The organism is Pseudomonas morbosilactucae (assembly GCF_023241715.1).
Classification (GTDB): Bacteria; Pseudomonadota; Gammaproteobacteria; order Pseudomonadales; family Pseudomonadaceae; genus Aquipseudomonas; species Aquipseudomonas morbosilactucae.
The window spans coordinates 39910-56872 of the sequence record NZ_JALQCW010000056.1 but is presented as its reverse complement, the minus strand read 5'-3'; the positions used below and the strand labels follow the sequence as shown (position 1 = coordinate 56872).

Here is a 16963-nt window from a genome sequence, read left to right as displayed (position 1 = left end):
CACGTACTGCTGGCCATCCTTGCCGGTGTAGCTCATCGGCGTGGCTTGGCCGCCGGCTGGCAGGCGGGACTTCCACAGTTCCTTTGCCGTTCTTCACGTCATAGGCACGGATGTACTGGTCCAGGGTGCCGCTGAGGAAGCCGAGCCCCCGGCGGTGACCATGGAGCCGCCCATGCTCGGTACGCCGATAGGCAGGCCGATCGGCACTGGCGAGCTGTCGCGGCTGGTGCCGTTCTTGTGTTTCCACACCACCTTGGCGGTGGTCAGGTCGACACCGGCCACATAGCCCCAGGCCGGAGCCTGGCAGGGCACGCCGAACGGCGACATGAACGGGTGCATGATCACTGCGTAAGGTGCGCCGGCGTTAGGTTGCACGCCCGAGGTTTCGCTTTCGCGCTTGCTGTCGGCGGCCACTTCGGCACGCGGCACCAGCTTGGACACGAAGGCCATGTAGTTCGGGCTGGTGAACAGCAGTTGGCGGACCGGGTCCACCGAGACGCTGCCCCAGTTGAACACGCCGACGTTACCCGGATAGACCAGGCTGCCCTGGATCGATGGCGGGGTGTACTGGCCTTCGTAACGCAGTTCCTTGAACTGGATGCGGCACAGCATCTGGTCGAATGGCGTGGCGCCCCACATGCCTTTCTCTTCCAGCGGCGGTGGCAGCAGGTTCAGGTCGGAACGAGCCTGGGTCGGCGCGGTGTGGTCGCCTTCTACGGCGCCGGTAGGGGCCGGTACTTCCTGGATGGGTACGATCGGCTTGCCGTCGCGACGGTCCAGCACATACAGGCTGCCTTGCTTGGTCGGTTGGATCAGCGCTGGCTTGACGCCGTCCGCGGTCTTCATGTCCAGCAGGGTCGGTTGGCTGCCCACGTCCATGTCCCACAAGTCGTGGTGGGTGAACTGGTAGTTCCAGCGCAGCTTGCCGGTGTCGAGGTCCAGGGCCACGGTGCCGGCGCTGAACTTCTCGGCGCCCGGGCTGCGGTTGCCGCCCCATTGGTCCGGCATCTGGTTGCCCAGGGGCAGGTAGATCATGCCCAGCTTCTCGTCGACGCTGGCCAGGGACCACATGTTCGGCGAGTTGCGGGTGTAGGTGCGGCCTGCCTGCAGCGGGGTGGTTTCGTCGGGGTTGCCGGCGTCCCAGTTCCACACCAGGTGCCCGTCATGCACGTCGAACGCGCGGATCACGCCGGAAGGCTCGTTGGTCGACTCGTTGTCGGTCACGTGGCCGCCGATGATCACCAGGTTGCGAGTGATGGCGGTAGGCGAGGTGGAGTAGTAGCCGCCCGGGGTGAATGGGCCGATGCCGGCCTTGAGGTCCACGGCGCCTTTGTTGCCGAAGTCTTCACAGACCTTGCCGGTGTCGGCATTGATGGCGATCAGGCGCGCATCGGCGGTCGGCAGGAACAGGCGACGCGGGCAACTGGTGGCAATCGCCTTGCCAGCGTCCGACAGGGTGGCCGGGGTGCTGATGGCGTCGGCCTTGGTGAAGTTGGCTTCGTCGTAGTACGACACGCCACGGCAGGTCATGTGCGCCCAGCCACGGAAGTCATCACCGTTGGGGCCTTGGATCTGCGGGTCGAAGCGCCAGATTTCCTTGCCGGTGTCCGGGTCCAGTGCCAGCACCTTGCTGTGGGCGGTGCAGGCATAGAGCATGCCGTTGACCTTCAGCGGGGTGTTCTGGTTGGTGATCTCCACCGGGTCCTTGGCGGTCGGCATGTCGCCGGTGCGGATGCGCCAGGCTTCCTGCAACTGGCCAGCATTGGCCGGGGTAATCTGCTTCAGCGGCGAGTAACGGTCACCGAACTCGGTGCGGCCGTACGCCTGCCAGTCGCCTTCGGGCATGGCCGGTGCGGTGCTGGCCAGGTCACTGGTGTCGCGGCCCAGTTCGCCAGAGATTTCCCCCGGGTGGGTGAACTGGCTGCCGATGGCCGAGCCGCCGGCGAGGATCACGGCCACACTCAGTACCGCAGTGCCCAGGGGTGCCGGGCCGTTGCGCAGCAGCGGACGGCGGAACCAGGGCAGCAGCAGGACCACGCCCAGGACGAAGAACAGCGACAGGCGCGGCACCAGTTGCCACCAATCCAGGCCGACTTCCCACAGCGCCCAGACCGAGCTGGCGAACAGCACCACCCCGTACAGGCCCAGCGCGGCACTGCGCCCCGCCAGCAGCAATATGCCGGTGACGATCAGGCCGAGGCCGGCCAGCAGGTAGTACAGCGAGCCGCCGAGCATGCTCAGCTTGATCCCCCCGGCCAGCAAGGCCAGGCCCATTAGCAGCAGCAGGATGCCGAGCAGATTCGGCAGCAGGCGGCTAGGACTTGAAGCACCCTCAGTGCTCATAGTGTGGTTCTCCGTGACGTTAAGAGTGTTTCCGCGCTTGTTCACTGTAGATGACGTTCAGGCGCGGGCATGGTTCAGCAAAAAAGTGTTCGGCGCAGCGAGGTGGATCAGAACGAACTCTGGATCTTGATCCCGCCGATCAGTGCGTCATCGACCCGGTCGACACCGCCCGGATGGCGGATGTACTGCAGGTTGGGGCGCACGGTCAGCCAGTTGCTCAGGTGCACGCCGTAGTTCAGCTCGGCGCTGTATTCGGTGTCTTGCACAGGCAGGTAGGCCGGGTTGTCGTAGTCGAAGACCACGTTGGCCTGGTTCGTCGCCTCGGCGTTCTTGTGGTACGCCGGGTTGACGTGGACCCGGGCCACGGCAAAGCCGATATCGTCTTTTGTCCGGGCGTCGAACGGCCCCTTGTAGACCAGGCCGGCCTGGACGTAGTTGTCGATGGCGTTGGTCTTCTTGTCGTGCATCGTCACGTTGGCGAACACACTCAAGCCCCGGGAATGGTCGCTGGCCAGGCTGGTGACCTGCTGTTGCGCGCCCAGCCACAGGCCGTGCTTGCTCGAGCTGCTGCGGTAGGCGTCGCCGCTCAGGGCCGCTGGCTGGCCGTTGCCGTCTTTATAGACGTCGCTGGCCTTGGCGCTGCTGTAGTAATAGCCGGCGCGGTATTCGCCCGGCAGCCCGCCGAGCTTGGGCGTCCACACCAGTTCTACTGGCAGCAGGGTGCCTTGGGTGCCGCTGCCGCTGAGCTTGAAGCCGTTGCCGCGGTCCAGGTTGGACGGGTTCTGCTCGTAGGCGCCGACCTGGGCATAGAGCTCCGGGGTCAGGTGATATTTGACCCGCAGTGCCCATTGGCTGACCGGCCAGTTGTACCAGACGCTGCCGGCCCAGTTGCCCACCTGGGAGCCGCAGAACGCCAGGTTCTGGAAGTCGCAGGGGAAGCTGTTGAAGTCTTCGCCCTGGCCGAAGCGGCCGGCCTTGATGTCGAGCTTCTGGTCGAAGAATTTCTGCTGGTACCACATTTGCGTCAGGCGCCAGGTCTGGCCGCGGCCCCAGACTTCCTGGGCCGAGGTAAAGCCGCCGACCCGAGGGTCGTTGATGCGGTCGTTACTGATGTTGTTGCCGCTGCGTTCGGTGATGGTCAACTGGAACTCGGCGTCACTCCAGCCAAGGATCTTCTCCAGGTCCAGGTGACTGCCGAAGGCGAACTGATCGCTGTAGCGGGCAGCGCGGTCATGGTCGTAGCCACCGTGCAGGTTGGCGCCCACTTCGCCGACGTAGTCCATCTTGAAGTCGTAGCCCTGGCGAGCCAGGTCTGTGCGCGTGCCGTTCCAGTCGCCGAGCATCCAGGGCGAGTCGCTGTCGAAGGCGGGCGCGCGTGAGCGCAGCTGGCAAACCCCAGGGCGCTGAGCAGAGCCAGGGCTTTGTGACGGGCATTGGGGTGTGAGACAGCGCTGTCTTTAAAAGTAGGGACGTCAGGCATAAGGATGAAATGGCAGTCTTTTTCTAGGAATGGGCTGGCATCAGGCGGCATGCGGCGGGGCGAAGCACCACGGCAAACGGCTGATTTACAAGAGAAGGTGAAACGGTTCTGCTTTGGGACGGGAAGGATAAAGCGCCGTCTCGTGGAGAGAAAGCGCTTTTCTTGACATGAAGCATTTCGAATTTGGTAACAGTGGCGATGGCGCTACCTGATTCAGCGTGGGTTTTGCGCCGCGCCCAGCACGGACTTGTCCCGGGTGTAGGTGAGCACGCCGTGGGCCACCAGGCCGAAGATCAAGCCCCAGAACGCCGCCGCCAGGCCGAGGAAACTCATGCCGGAGGCGGTCACCAGAAAGGTGATCAGCGCCGCTTCCCGTTGTTTTTCGTCAGCCATGGCACCACTCAGGCCAGCGCTGATGGCGCCGAACAGGGCGAGGCCGGCCAAGGCGGCAATCAGCTCCTTGGGCAGGGCGGCGAACACCGACGCCAGGGTCGCGCCGAACACCCCCATGAGGAGGTAAAACAGCCCGCAGGCGATCCCGGCGATGTAGCGCTTGTCCTTGTCTTCATGGGCTTCGCGGCCGGTGCAGATGGCGGCGGTGATGGCCGCGAGGTTGATGCCGTGGGAGCCGAAGGGTGCCAGCAGCACTGACGTCAGGGCCGTCCAGGACACGATGGAGCGCGCCGGGGTGGTGTAGCCGGCGCTGCGCATCACCGCCATGCCCGGGACGTATTGCCCGGTGAGGGTCACCAGGGCCAGGGGCAGGCCGATGTTGATGATCGCGTGCCAGTTCCACTCGGGGGCCATGAAGATCGGTTGGGCCACTGCCAGGGTGATGGAGCCACCGTTGAATTCACCTAGGCCGGCGGCCACTGCACAGCCCACCAGCAGGACCGCGAGAATCGCGTAGCGCGGTGACAGGCGCTTGCCCAGCAAGTAGGCGGCAATCATGGCCAGCACCAGGGCCGGTTGCAGGGTCACCGAGGTAAAAAGCCCGGCGCCGAAGCGGAACAGAATGCCCGCCAGCATGGCGGCGGCAATGGCCTTGGGCAGGCGGCTCATCAGCTTGTCGAAAGCCCCGGAAAGCCCGACCACGGCAATGATCAACGAGGCGACCATGTAGGCGCCGATGGCCTGGGGCAGCGACACCGTTGGCAGCATCGACACCAGCAGCGCCGCACCGGGCGTGGACCAAGCGGTGATCACCGGCACCTTCAAGCGCCAACTGAGCAGCAGGCCGGTGAGGCCACTGCCGATGGAGATGGCCCAGATCCAAGACGACACCTGGTCGCTGGGCAAGTGGGCTTCGCGGGCGGCCTGGAACACGATGATCAGGGGGCCGGCGTAGGAAATGATCACGGCGATCAGGCCGGCGATCACGGCGGAGAGGGACAGGTCCTTTCTGAGACTGTGCATGGCATCTCGACTGGCGTGGAGTGGGGGTGGGATTGAATCGATTGAGTTGATGGTGGTTGAGTGTATTTCAACGAATTGAATCGATTCAATTGTTTCTCGACTTGGTTTTATCTCCGAAGCTCTTTATGAAGCATTAACTTGATGATTTATAAGTATTTATAAGGGGTATGAAAAAATCTATCGAGTCGCCTGCCGTTTTTTCATGTGTGTGTTAATCGACTCAATCCGTTGATTGAGTCGGTGCCAAAGGCGAGTGATGGCCTGTGATATGCTCCGGCCCACTTCAACGCAGCCGAGGGTCATCAGCCTCCATGTGGGTTCCCCAGTTAAGCGAGTTCAACCAGCCGGTCTACCTGTCCATCGCCGACGCCCTGGCGCGGGATATCGGCAGCGGATTGTTGAATGACGGTGATCGCCTGCCGACCCTGCGGGAGCTGGCGGTCACCCTGAACGTCACCCCCGGCACCATCAGCCGTGCCTACAGCGAAGCCCAGCGTCGTGGCCTGGTGCAGGGCGAGGTCGGGCGCGGCACTTATGTGCTGGCGCAACCGGCGCTGATGGTGCCTGAGGGGGCCAGCGCGCCGACCCTGTCCCTGGGGCAATCCGAAGCCCTGGACTTGTCGATCATCAAGCCCTACAGCGAAACCCTGGAGTACTGGTTGCGGGGTGCTTTGGTGGGCATGGCCCGTAGCAGCGACTTCGGTCGCGCCCTGGACTATGCCCCGGACGGCGGCCACCCGGCCCATCGCGAGGCCGGTGCCCAGTGGTTGCGGCACGCGTTGCCCGAAGCCCATTGGCAGCAAGTGGTGATCACCTCGGGTGCCCAGCACGGGCTGATGGTGGCCATCGGCGCTCTGAGCAATGCCGGGGACCTGGTGCTTTGCGAGTCGTTGAGTTACCCGGGCATTCTCTCCGTGGCCCATGGCCTGGAGCGGCGCCTGCGGGGCGTGGCGATGGATGAGGAGGGGATGATTCCCGAGGCCCTGCGCGAGCAGTGCCTGCGGGAAAAACCTGCGTTGCTGGTGTGCGTCGCCAGTTGCCAGAACCCCACCACGGCGATCATGTCGCCGGGGCGTCGCGCGCAAATCGCAGCGATTGCCGAAGAGTTCGACTTCCTGATCATCGACGACGACATCTACGGGTTTCTCGCCACCGATCCGTCGATCAAGCCGCTGTCCACCTATGCGCCGGAGCGTTCGGTGTACCTCACCAGCCTGTCCAAGGCGATCATGCCGGCGTTGCGCGTGGGCTATCTGTACAGCCCGCCGAAGTTGCTGTCGCGCCTGAGTTCGATGGTGCGCAGCAGCGTGTGGATGCCCTCGCCCCTGACGGCGCAGTTGGCGAGCAATGTGATTGTCGAGGGGTTGGACCGCAAGCTGGTGCAAACCCAGCGCACCGAGGCGGCGGCGCGCCAGGCCATCGCCCGCGAGGTGTTTGCCGGCCTGCAGGTGCAGACCCAGCCCCATAGTTATCACCTGTGGCTGACCTTACCGGAGCCCTGGACCGGCGATGAGTTCGCCACCCTGGCCCGGGCCAATGGCGTGCTGGTGATGAGTGGGACTCAGTTCCAGGCGGAGCGCGGCGTCAGTTCGCGCTGTGTGCGGGTGGTGCTGATGTCGCCCACCACCCAGGATGAGTTGCGCTTTGCCCTGACCCAACTGGCCAGCCTGATCGACGCCGACCCACGGCGCTACCGCTAACCCCGGAACGAACATCGCTCTCACGAACGCCCTTGCCCTGTAGGAGCCGGCTTGCCGGCGATAGGCCTTGGAGCGGACATCGTTCTCACGAACGCTATCGCTGGCAAGCCAGCTCCTACGAGGTGGCGTGATGGGTGGGGCGTGATGGGTGTAGGAGCGTTGGGCGGTGATTAGAAGGTGGTACGCAACCCGACTTCCACACCGCGCCCGGCGGCTGGGGCGATGTCCCGCAGGATCGAACTGGCGTAGCGCACGGTTTGGTTGGTCAGGTTCTCGCCCTTGACGAAGGCCAGCCACTGGCTGCCGCCGATGTCGAAGCGATACCCGGCGCTGGCCCCCAGAGTGGTGTAGCCGTCGGTGCCGCTTTCGTTGTCGGGCACCTGGCCCTGGCTGGCGGCGTGCTGCACGTCCAGGCGGGCTTGCCAGCGATCCTGTTCCCACAGCAACCCAGTGTTCAGGCGCAGCGGCGCAATGCGTGGCAAGGCTTCACCGTTGTCCAGGTTCTTGGCTCGGGTGTAGTCGCCAGACAGCTCCAGGGCGAACTTGCCGTAGGCGCTTTCCCCGAGGGTCCAGTGATCCTGGGCTTCGATCCCGGCGAAACGTGCGCGCACACCGGAGTAGGTGTATTCCGGAATACCGTTGGCATCTTCTTCACCGTCTTCGTCCAACGTCCGGCCGCTGCCCAACAGGCCGATGTAGTTGGAGAAGTGGCTGTAGAAGACCCCGACGCTGCCCTTGTGGGTGCCGTTGTCAAAACGCAGGGCCAGGTCGCTGGACACGGCTTTTTCCTTGGACAGCTTGGCGTCGCCCACTTCATAGGTGCCGGTGGCCACGTGGGCGCCATTGGCATACAGCTCGTAGAAGGTCGGCGCACGCTCGGTGTAGCCCAAAGTGGCGGCCAGGGACCAGATCGGCGTCAGGGTATAGACCGCGCCGGAGGACAGGCTGCCGGCGGTGAAGCTACTGGACTGGTCGGCCCGGGCGAAGCGTTCGTTGCCTTTGCTGTCCGGGTCTACGGTGGTGTGCTCCAGGCGGCCGCCGAGGCTGAGTTTGAGGCGCTCGGTGGCCTGCAGCTCTTCGAGGATAAACAGCGCGCCGCTGTTGGTATCGGTTTGCGGCACGAAGGCTTCTTCACCCAGGGCGGAGAACTCGTTGCGATTGACCTGGGCGCCCACTACGCCGTCGAGGGGGCCGAGGGGCTGGTGGCGGGCTTCGACCCGTGCTTCGTAGCCCTTGTTCTTGAAGGTGGTGCCGGTTTCGCCGCCTTCGATTTCCCTGTGCTGGTAATCGGTGTAGCCGGCGTTGAGCTTGATCGAGCTGAAGGGCCCTTGCAGGTTGCGCAGTTCGGAGGCGAAGGCGTAGTGGTCCTGCTGCATGCGAATACGCACCGCCTCTTCGGCCGGTGAGCCATAGTTGGAGTCGTAGTGGCTGTAGGAAAGGCCGGCATAGCCGTCATCCCAGGTGTAGGAACCGCCGACGCGCCACCGTCCTGGCGCCCGTCGCTGTTGCCCAGGCGACCTTTTTTACCATCGCCGTCTTCGCTCTCGGCAGCGTGGCGGCTACGGGCGTAGCCGGGGATTTTCAGGTCGTTGAACTGCCGGGAGTTGGCGTCCAAGTGCAAGGCGAAGGTGCCGTCACCGGCTTCCAGTTTACCGGCACTGCTGCGGGTCGTATCGGCACCGCCGTAGCGCAATTCGCCCGCCCCGTGGATGCCCTCGATGGCGGCGGTGGGAATGCGATTGTCGAAGCTGTTGACCACGCCACCGATGGCATTGCCGCCATATAACAGCGCCGCCGGGCCGCGCACGATTTCGATGCGCTCGACGTTGACCGGGTCCAGGGGCACGGCGTGGTCGTAGGACAGCGACGAAGCGTCCAGGGCGCCGACGCCGTTGCGCAGCAAGCGAATACGGTCGCCGTCCAGGCCGCGGATGATGGGCCGGCTGGCGCCGGGGCCGAAGTAGGACGAGGACACGCCGGGTTGTCTATTGAGGGTTTCACCGAGGCTGCCTTGTTGCTGCAGAGTCAGTTCATCGCCTTCGAGCACGGTGCTGGGCGCTGCCAATTGCTCGCTGCCCAGGGGGTTGGCGGTGATGACTTGGGGTTGCAGCTCCAGGGCCTGGGCCTGGGAAACCAGGAGCAAAGCGGCGGACAACGGGGTCAAGCGCCAGCGTAGAAAACGAGAAGGGCGGGAAGTGCTGAGGGACATCGGTCATTCCTTGGCAAGCGACGCGCAGGGCGCGGTGAGTCGAAAAACAGGCTGGACACGGGGGTGTCATGGACGGGGATGGGTTTTCGTTTGTTGTTACAATATAACATCTCTTTTGTGTCTCAAAGGAAGGAACTTTTACCCGGTCTTTTTCGCCACCGCTGATCGTTGAGGGATGGCCAGCGACTACAGTTGATTGAGCACGTGCCGATTCACTGTGGCTCAAGCCTTCCACCCGGCGATGCCCTCGGCTAAGGTGCGCGGCTTCCGTTTCTCTCTTCGCAAAAAGGCCTGGCATGACCGAACCCAAAACCGACCCGCTGCACGGCGTGACCCTGGAACAGATCCTCAACGCGCTGGTGGAGCACTACGAGTGGTCGGGCCTGGCGGAGCGCATCGATATCCGCTGTTTCAAGAGCGACCCGAGCATCAAGTCGAGCCTGACGTTCCTGCGCAAGACCCCGTGGGCCCGGGAAAAGGTCGAGAAGCTCTACATCAAACTGGCGCGCGGCAAACGCCCCGCCTAAGGACAGCCGAATGCGTGTCGCAGCGCTGCGAGCGATTCCTGGCAAGCACGGCCTGATCGCCGGGGCGGCGGTTCTGGGTTGGCTGGGACTGACGGTGCAGCTGTACCTGATCCTGCTGCTGCGTTGGAGCGCGGATGCCAGCCTGCTGGGTGGGTTGGTGAACTTCTTCAGCTTTTTTACCGTGCTCAGCAACACCTTGGTGGCGACGGTGCTGACCTGTGCGCTGAATCTGCGGATATCCCGTGGCCAGCAGTTCTTGCTGCAGCCGTGGGTCAGCAGCGGGATTGCCGCGAGCATTCTGCTGGTGGGCTTGGCCTACAGCCTGTTGCTGCGGCACTTGTGGCATCCCCAGGGCTGGCAGTGGCTGGCGGATGAGTTGCTGCACGACGTGATGCCGCTGCTGTTTCTGGTCTATTGGTGGTGCTGCGTACCCAAGGGAAAACTGCGGCTTCGGCACATCGGTGTGTGGATGCTTTACCCGATGCTGTACTTCGCCTATCTGCTGTTGCGGGGGCGTTTGCTGGGGTTGTATCCCTATCCCTTTATTGCCGTGGACAAGCTGGGTTATCCCCAGGTGTTGCTCAATGCCCTGGGAATATTGGCGGGGTTTGTCCTGGTGTCGCTGGTGCTGCTAGGCATAGACCGCTGGCTCGGCCATCGACGCCCAATCCCCTAGGCACCGGCTTGCCGGCGAGGGCCCTCAAAGCCCCCACCGAGCAACGCCGGATCAGTCTTCCTCGTTGTTGTCCAGGCGCCAGTAGCCGGCGGCCTTGACGAACTCTTCATTGAGCTTGTGCTCATCCAGCAGGACCCGGCGCAGTTGCCGCGACACTTTGCTCTCGGTGGCGATCCAGGCGTAAAGCCGGCCTTGCGGCACGTGCAACTCGCGCACGCAACTCATCAGGTCCTGCTGGCCGCCATTACGCTCGACCCAGATCACCTCAACCTCGGCGGCGCTGCGCAGTTCCTGGCGTTCCGCCGCGTCCTGCACTTCGATCACCGCCAGGACCTTGCGTCCGGCCGGCAGTTCTTCAAGGCGGCGGGCAATGGCCGGCAGGGCGGTTTCATCGCCGATCAACAGGTAGCTGTCGAAGATGTCCGGCACGATCATCGAGCCGCGGGGGCCGCCGATATGCAGATATTGGCCGGGCTTGGCCTGCTCGGCCCAGGTCGAGGCAGGGCCGTCGCCGTGGAGCACGAAGTCGATGTCCAGTTCGCCGATCTCCAGGTCATAGCGCCGTGGCGTGTAGTCACGCATGGCCGGCATCGGACCGCCGTCCTTGCCGGAGCCCAGGGCCAGGGTTTCCAGGGCGGCTTGTTGCTCGGCGTTCTGCGGGAACAGCAGCTTGATGTGGTCGTCGCTGCCCAGGCTGATAAACCCGGCCAGTTCCGCTCCGCCCAGGGTAATGCGGCGCATGCGCGGGGTCAGGTCGACCACGCGCAATACTTCCAGGCGGCGGCGTTTGATCTCATGGCTGACGCGGTGAATGGTGAGCGAGTTATCTACGGTCATTCAGCTTGCTCCTTCGCAGGTTGGCTGGCCGGCCCATCGACGATGGCTTTGGCCGTGTTGTTCAGCAGGTCGCGTACGCGGAGGATTTCCTCCGGGCTCCAGCGGCCATGGTGCAGTTGCAGGGCGTGGCGCAGGTTGTGCACCGCCTCGTGGATTTCGGCCGGGCGATCGTGCCCGCGCAGGGAGCGTTTGCTGACGTCGATGCGCGTACGCACGCCGTCCAGGGCAATCGCTTGGTCTTGCAGGGATAGACGGCCGGTTTCGGTGACGCTGTAGCGCTTTTTGCCGCCTTCGGCATCGCCGCTGATCATTTCGCTTTCTTCAAGGAAGGTCAGGGTCGGGTAGATGACCCCGGGGCTCGGGCTGTATGCGCCATCGAACATGCCTTCGATCTGGCGGATCAGGTCGTAGCCGTGGCACGGCTGTTCGGCAATCAGGGCCAGCAACAGCAGCTTCAGGTCGCCGGGTGCGAAAACCCGGGGCCCGCGTCCACCGCGTTCGCGACCGGGGCGTTTTTCAAAGCCGTCACGGCCGTCGCCATGTTCTCGATGACCGGGGTGGTGGGGGTGGTGCTCTCTCATTTTCTCTTTCTCTCGTCTGGTTTAGATACAACTTAAGATATATCTTATTAAAAAATCAAGCGCTGGCGGTCAGCGGTCTTGAGGGGCGACGAGAGACGGCGAAGCAGCCTGGCGCTCGATTGCGCCAGGTCATTGATTCATTGGGGATTAACGTCGGCAGCGGGTCAGCGTTGTGCCAGGCTGCCCAGGCATTGGGTGCTGCTGCCCGGTTGCAGGTAAGGGGTGAGGATGGGGGCCATGCCCTTGAGCACCTGCACCGGCAAGGCCGAGGTGAACTTGAAGGCCTGGGCCGAGGCGCCGGGTACGTAGGCGGTGAGGGTGCCGAAGTGATGCTCGCCGATGTAGAACACAAAGGTGGCGGTGCGGTTGATGGATTTCGAACTGAGGATGCGTCCGCCCGCGCCGATGGCTTCGATGCGGTTGTCGCCGGTGCCGGTCTTGCCACCCATGGCCAGGGCCGTGCCGTCGGGTAGCTTGAAGCTGCCGGAAACACGTTTCGCCGTGCCTGCATCCACCACCTGGGACAGGGCCGAACGCAGGGCGCTGGCCACTTCCACGGGCATCACCCGTTTGCCTTTGTCCGGGTCGTTGAGCAGCCGGGTTTCATAAGGGGTGTCGGCGGCGAAGTGCAGGCTGTCGATGCGCAAGGTGGGCAGGCGCACACCGTCGTTGAGGATGGTGCCCACCAGTTCCGCCAGGGCCGCCGGACGATCCCCGGAGCTACCGATGGCCGTGGCCAGGGATGGCACCAGATGGTCGAACGGGTAGCCGACTTTCTGCCAGCGCTGGTGAATGTCGAGGAACGCTTCGATCTCCAGCATGGTGCGGATGCGGCTGTCCCGGGCGCTCTTGTGCCGGCTTTTGAACAGCCAGCTGTAGACCTCCTGGCGCTCGAACTCACTGGCTTTGACCACCTCGCTGAAGGACGCCTCGGGGTGGTTCAGCAGGTAGCCCAGCAGCCACAGATCCAAGGGATGGACCTTGGCGATGTAGCCCTGGTCCGGCAGGTCGTAGGCGCCGGGGCCATAACTGGCGTATAGCTTGTCGAGGCGCTCGTCGGTGAGTTTTTCAGTGAGCTTGGCGCCTTTGAGGTGCGAGCGCACAAACCGCGTGAAGCTTTCCTGGCTGGCATCGGGCAGCAGGTAGCGATGCACCGCCGCCAGGCGAATCGGCGTCGGGTGCATGCTGTCGAGGAAGGTGTCCAGGCGCGCCTGGGTGTCTTTGTTACGGTACTTCTTCCAGAACCGCAGAAGGAACGACGTGCCTTCATGGTCGGCAAACTTGGCCAGGTATTCCTGGCGGCGCGGGTCGCCATCGTCCTTGAGCAGTTCGGCGCTGTTGTTGTCTCCCGAATAGGTGCTGTAGCGCACCAGGTCACGCATCAGGCGAATGAACGGCAGGTTGATGGACTCACGCAGGGCGTCGCGCAGGGTTGGGTTACGGCCGTTGTCTTCATTGCGGAAGTTGTGGAAGCGATGCAGCCCGCCGCCGGTGAAAAAAGCTTCGCCGGGGCTCGCGGAGTAGGTCCGATCCAACGCCGCATCGAGCATTTTCGACAGGTCGCGGTCGCTGTTCTGGCTCAGGTAATCCACGGCCCAACGGCTGAGCCGGTCCTGTTCGGCCACCTCGACTTTCTTCAGTTGTGCCGGCGTTTGTGCGGCATAACGCCCGTGCAATTCGGCAATGATCTGCAGGTAAGTGGTGAGCACCCGCAGCTTGGCGGTGGAGCCCAGTTCCAGCTTGCTGCCCTCGTTGATATCGAAGGGCTGGTCAGTGCTGTCGGTCTGCACCCGCACCCGTGAGCCGTCCGGCGTCAGTTCGAACAGGGTGAAGCTGTAGCGCACCTGGGTGGTGCTGGTGGGGGTCAACAGGCGTTCGCCCAGCAGCCCGATCTGCGCCGCAAAAGCCGGGTCGGCCAGTTGCTTGAGGTAGTCGGTGGCCTGGCGTTGCAGGTCGCTCTGCAGGGTGCTGGTGGCCGACAGGTCGAGGCGGTCCAGGTCGTACAGGGGCCGATTGAGCAGGGCAGCCAGGCGGCTGCGCGCCACGCTGATGCCCTTGTTGGTCTCGATCGGTTGCAGGGTGGGCTGTTGCTGCCAGTCGCGGTAGCTGACCTGGCTGGCCAGGGCGGCGGCGGTCAGCGGGCCGTCCAGCACCCCGTTCTGCGCCAGCAGGCGGATGTGGCTGTCGGTCAGCTCCGCCAGTTCTGCGCGGCCCTTGGACAGGTAATGGGAGGGCCGACGCTGGGCGATCATCAGCGACAGCACTTCACGCAGGGCCAGGCCCCGTTGCGCCAGGCTCTGGGGATCGCTGGCGGTGCTGGCCAACTGCTGATTGACCTGATTGAAATCGGCGCCGTACCAGACCCGCAACCCTTCAGCCATGCCGTGCACTTCGCCGTGCCCAGGCACCGCCGAGAGCGGCACGCTGTTGAGGTAGTCGCGGACGATCCGTTGCCGGGCCTCCAGGGTGTTCGGGCCATCCTGGTAGGCGCGGACGCTGGCAGAAATCATCTGGCGGATTTTTTCGCCGCCCGACACCGTCAGGCCATCGGGGGAGTGCCGGTATTTTTCCAGTTGCGTGGCCAGGGTGCTGCCGCCCGCGGTTTGCCCGGGCAGGTGCAGCAGCTTGGCCACTTGCGACCAGGCGCCTTGGCGAAGCGTGGCCAGTCCACTGCCGGGTTGGCCAGGGGTTGCTTGGGGTCCAGCAGGTCGCGGTTTTCGATGAACAGCAGGCTGTTCACCACCACGGGTGGAATGGCGGCAAAACTCGAATACAGCTGCTGCGGGTAGTTGAACTGATACAGCGGGGCGGCGCGGCAGTCGGTGATCGACAGGCCGGCCTGGATCTTTTCGGTGTAGGGCACGAAGAAACCCTGTTCGCTGTAGTCCATCAAGGCCGGGGAAAAATGCGCCTGGGCATCGACCAGGTAGCCGCGCTTGAGCAGGCGCGGCAGAAATTCGCCGAGGGCGCTGTAGCCCAGGCGCTTGTCGAAGGGGCCGGCACCGGGATAGCGCACCGCGTCGCTGGGGCCGGGTTGCACGCTGTAGCGCAAGTCATCGGCGAGGTGGCTGAAGGTTCGGGCCTGCAGGGTCGACTTGCGCATTTCCCGCATCGCGGCAAACCCCAGGGCAATCATGACCAGCAACAACAGCAGCCAGAACAAGCGCCAGCGGTAACGACGGGGGGCGGATTTTTTGGGTAAAGGCGCTTCTTCCACACTCTCGGTTGGCACTGCGGTTCTACGCGAGTTTGACTGCCATAAAGCGCCCATAGTCGATTGATCCATTTACGCAGATTGATCGGACTTGTCTGAAGCTTAGTCGCTGGTTGGAGGCGGTGAAAAAATTGTGCAAAGCCTCTGCGCGATCCGTTGGACGCGGCCGAAACCACCGGTTTTGAGCGGTAAATGCGGCCTAGGTAGGGGCATGACGCTGCACCATTGTCGTGCAATACTCCGCGCCCTCTCGGTGGGGCACTTGCCGCAACAGCCAGGCAATGGGCCTCCGTGGAAGGGGGCTTTGCCGAGAGTTCTCTCTGCATTGAGCTGTTTATAGAGTGAAAAGCCCTGTGGGGAGCTTTTTATACTGCACGCCCCGCTGATCTCGTAGGTGTTGCCCTACGGACGAGCCGGCCCATAAGGCCGACCCGGTTGAGCAGGCTTCGATTATCCGTCGCTGCCTCGAAGACTCGGTGGTTCATATCCAATAACAAAATGAGGTTGTATCCCTATGCCAGTTGGCAACCACTTGCCCCATGGCGAGACCGCTCAGGGCGGCCCGCTGCATCGTGAACTCGGGGAGCGGCATATCCGCCTGATGGCGCTGGGCGCCTGTATCGGCGTCGGCCTGTTCCTCGGTTCGGCCAAGGCCATCGAAATGGCCGGTCCGGCCATCATGCTGTCCTACATCATTGGCGGCCTGGCGATCCTGGTGATCATGCGCGCCCTCGGTGAAATGGCCGTGCATAACCCGGTGGCAGGTTCGTTCAGTCGTTATGCACAAGACTACCTGGGCCCGTTGGCGGGCTTTCTCACGGGCTGGAACTACTGGTTCCTGTGGCTGGTGACCTGTGTGGCGGAAATCACCGCAGTGGCTGTGTACATGGGCGTCTGGTTCCCCGAGGTGCCGCGCTGGATCTGGGCCCTGGCGGCCCTGGTGAGCATGGGCTCGATCAACTTGATCGCGGTCAAGGCGTTCGGTGAGTTCGAGTTCTGGTTCGCTCTGATCAAGATCGTCACCATCATCGCCATGGTGATCGGCGGCGTCGGCATCATTGCCTTCGGCTTCGGCAACGAGGGGGTGGCCCTGGGCATCTCCCATTTGTGGGCCCACGGCGGTTTCATGCCCAACGGCGTGACCGGCGTGCTGATGTCCCTGCAGATGGTGATGTTCGCCTACCTGGGCGTCGAGATGATCGGCCTCACCGCCGGCGAAGCGAAGAACCCGCGCAAGACCATTCCCAATGCCATCGGCTCGGTGTTCTGGCGCATCCTGCTGTTCTACGTCGGCGCCTTGTTTGTGATCCTGTCGATCTACCCGTGGAATGAAATCGGCACCCAGGGCAGTCCTTTCGTCATGACTTTCGAGCGCCTGGGGATCAAGACCGCCGCCGGCATCATCAACTTCGTGGTGATCACCGCCGCGCTGTCGTCCTGCAACGGCGGCATCTTCAGCACCGGGCGCATGCTCTACAGCCTGGCGCAGAACGCCAGGCCCCGGCCGGTTTTGCCAAGACCTCAAGCAACGGCGTGCCTCGTCGGGCTCTGTTGCTGTCGATCTTCGCCCTGCTGCTGGGCGTGTTGCTGAACTACCTGGTGCCCGAGAAAGTGTTTGTCTGGGTCACGGCGATCGCCACCTTCGGCGCGATCTGGACCTGGGCCATGATCCTTCTGGCCCAGCTCAAGTTCCGTCGCGGCCTGAGCCCGGCTGAACGGGCCGGCTTGCAGTACCGCATGTGGCTGTATCCGGTCAGTTCCTACCTGGCGCTGGCGTTCCTGGTGCTGGTGGTGGGGCTGATGGCCTACTTCCCGGACACTCGCGTAGCGCTGTACGTCGGCCCGGCGTTCCTGGCGCTGCTCACGCTGCTGTTCTACGTGTTCAATCTGCAGCCGAGCCAGGCCCAACAGGGCGCGGTACGTTCCGCTCGGTAAGCGTCGCGCTGGAACATCACTGCCCCCAAAAAGCCCCGGTCAAAT

Annotated in this window: 6 protein-coding genes and 5 pseudogenes; 4 read left to right on the top strand and 7 right to left on the bottom strand. The window is 63.6% G+C overall.

Annotated features, from left to right (window positions below; genetic code table 11):
- Positions 1-60: 60 nt before the first annotated feature.
- The 3 genes and pseudogenes from M1B34_RS20550 to M1B34_RS20540 all read right to left on the bottom strand — a co-directional run.
- Positions 61-2274: pseudogene (locus M1B34_RS20550) on the bottom strand (membrane-bound PQQ-dependent dehydrogenase, glucose/quinate/shikimate family); the annotation flags it as partial.
- A gap of 176 nt (positions 2275-2450) precedes the next feature.
- A pseudogene (locus tag M1B34_RS20545) lies at positions 2451-3823 on the bottom strand (carbohydrate porin).
- 213 nt (positions 3824-4036) lie between these two features.
- Complete coding sequence (locus tag M1B34_RS20540; protein ID WP_268261775.1) at positions 4037-5239, bottom strand: benzoate/H(+) symporter BenE family transporter; 1203 nt, start codon at positions 5237-5239, stop codon at positions 4037-4039.
- 311 nt (positions 5240-5550) lie between these two features.
- Here M1B34_RS20540 and M1B34_RS20535 point away from each other — a divergent pair, with 311 nt between their 5' ends.
- Entirely contained in the window at positions 5551-6939 is a 1389-nt protein-coding gene (locus M1B34_RS20535; RefSeq protein WP_268266091.1) for an aminotransferase-like domain-containing protein, read from the top strand.
- 170 nt (positions 6940-7109) lie between these two features.
- Here M1B34_RS20535 and M1B34_RS20530 read toward each other — a convergent pair.
- Positions 7110-9148 (bottom strand): annotated as a pseudogene (locus M1B34_RS20530) (TonB-dependent receptor).
- Positions 9149-9444: 296 nt separating this feature from the next.
- On the opposite strand from M1B34_RS20530, the gene M1B34_RS20525 reads away from it, so the two are divergent.
- The gene (locus M1B34_RS20525) at positions 9445-9675 is read left to right on the top strand and encodes a VF530 family protein (protein WP_268266090.1); all 231 of its coding nucleotides are present in this window, start codon (positions 9445-9447) and stop codon (positions 9673-9675) included.
- A gap of 10 nt (positions 9676-9685) precedes the next feature.
- Positions 9686-10351 (top strand): Pr6Pr family membrane protein, encoded by a 666-nt coding sequence (locus tag M1B34_RS20520; protein ID WP_268266089.1) that lies wholly within the window; start codon positions 9686-9688, stop codon positions 10349-10351.
- Positions 10352-10402: 51 nt separating this feature from the next.
- Here the strand turns inward: M1B34_RS20520 and M1B34_RS20515 are convergent, their stop codons facing one another.
- From M1B34_RS20515 to M1B34_RS20505, 3 genes and pseudogenes are all read right to left on the bottom strand, one after another.
- On the bottom strand, positions 10403-11188 hold the full coding sequence (locus M1B34_RS20515) for a siderophore-interacting protein (protein ID WP_268266088.1): 786 nt from the start codon (positions 11186-11188) through the stop codon (positions 10403-10405).
- Positions 11185-11769 (bottom strand): PadR family transcriptional regulator, encoded by a 585-nt coding sequence (locus tag M1B34_RS20510; protein ID WP_123328717.1) that lies wholly within the window; start codon positions 11767-11769, stop codon positions 11185-11187. Before M1B34_RS20510 ends, M1B34_RS20515 begins: the two co-directional genes overlap by 4 nt.
- A gap of 164 nt (positions 11770-11933) precedes the next feature.
- Positions 11934-15040 (bottom strand): annotated as a pseudogene (locus tag M1B34_RS20505) (transglycosylase domain-containing protein).
- Between the two features lie 457 nt (positions 15041-15497).
- Between M1B34_RS20505 and M1B34_RS20500 the strand changes: the two are divergent.
- Positions 15498-16918 (top strand): annotated as a pseudogene (locus M1B34_RS20500) (amino acid permease).
- Positions 16919-16963 lie beyond the last annotated feature (45 nt).

Bases quoted from the DNA above. Each gene is read 5' to 3' on its own strand.
- M1B34_RS20540 (WP_268261775.1), bottom strand. From the start codon at position 5,239: ATGCACAGTCTCAGAAAGGACCTGTCCCTCTCCGCCGTGATCGCCGGC.
- M1B34_RS20535 (WP_268266091.1), top strand. From the start codon at position 5,551: ATGTGGGTTCCCCAGTTAAGCGAGTTCAACCAGCCGGTCTACCTGTCC.
- M1B34_RS20525 (WP_268266090.1), top strand. From the start codon at position 9,445: ATGACCGAACCCAAAACCGACCCGCTGCACGGCGTGACCCTGGAACAG.
- M1B34_RS20520 (WP_268266089.1), top strand. From the start codon at position 9,686: ATGCGTGTCGCAGCGCTGCGAGCGATTCCTGGCAAGCACGGCCTGATC.
- M1B34_RS20515 (WP_268266088.1), bottom strand. From the start codon at position 11,188: ATGACCGTAGATAACTCGCTCACCATTCACCGCGTCAGCCATGAGATC.
- M1B34_RS20510 (WP_123328717.1), bottom strand. From the start codon at position 11,769: ATGAGAGAGCACCACCCCCACCACCCCGGTCATCGAGAACATGGCGAC.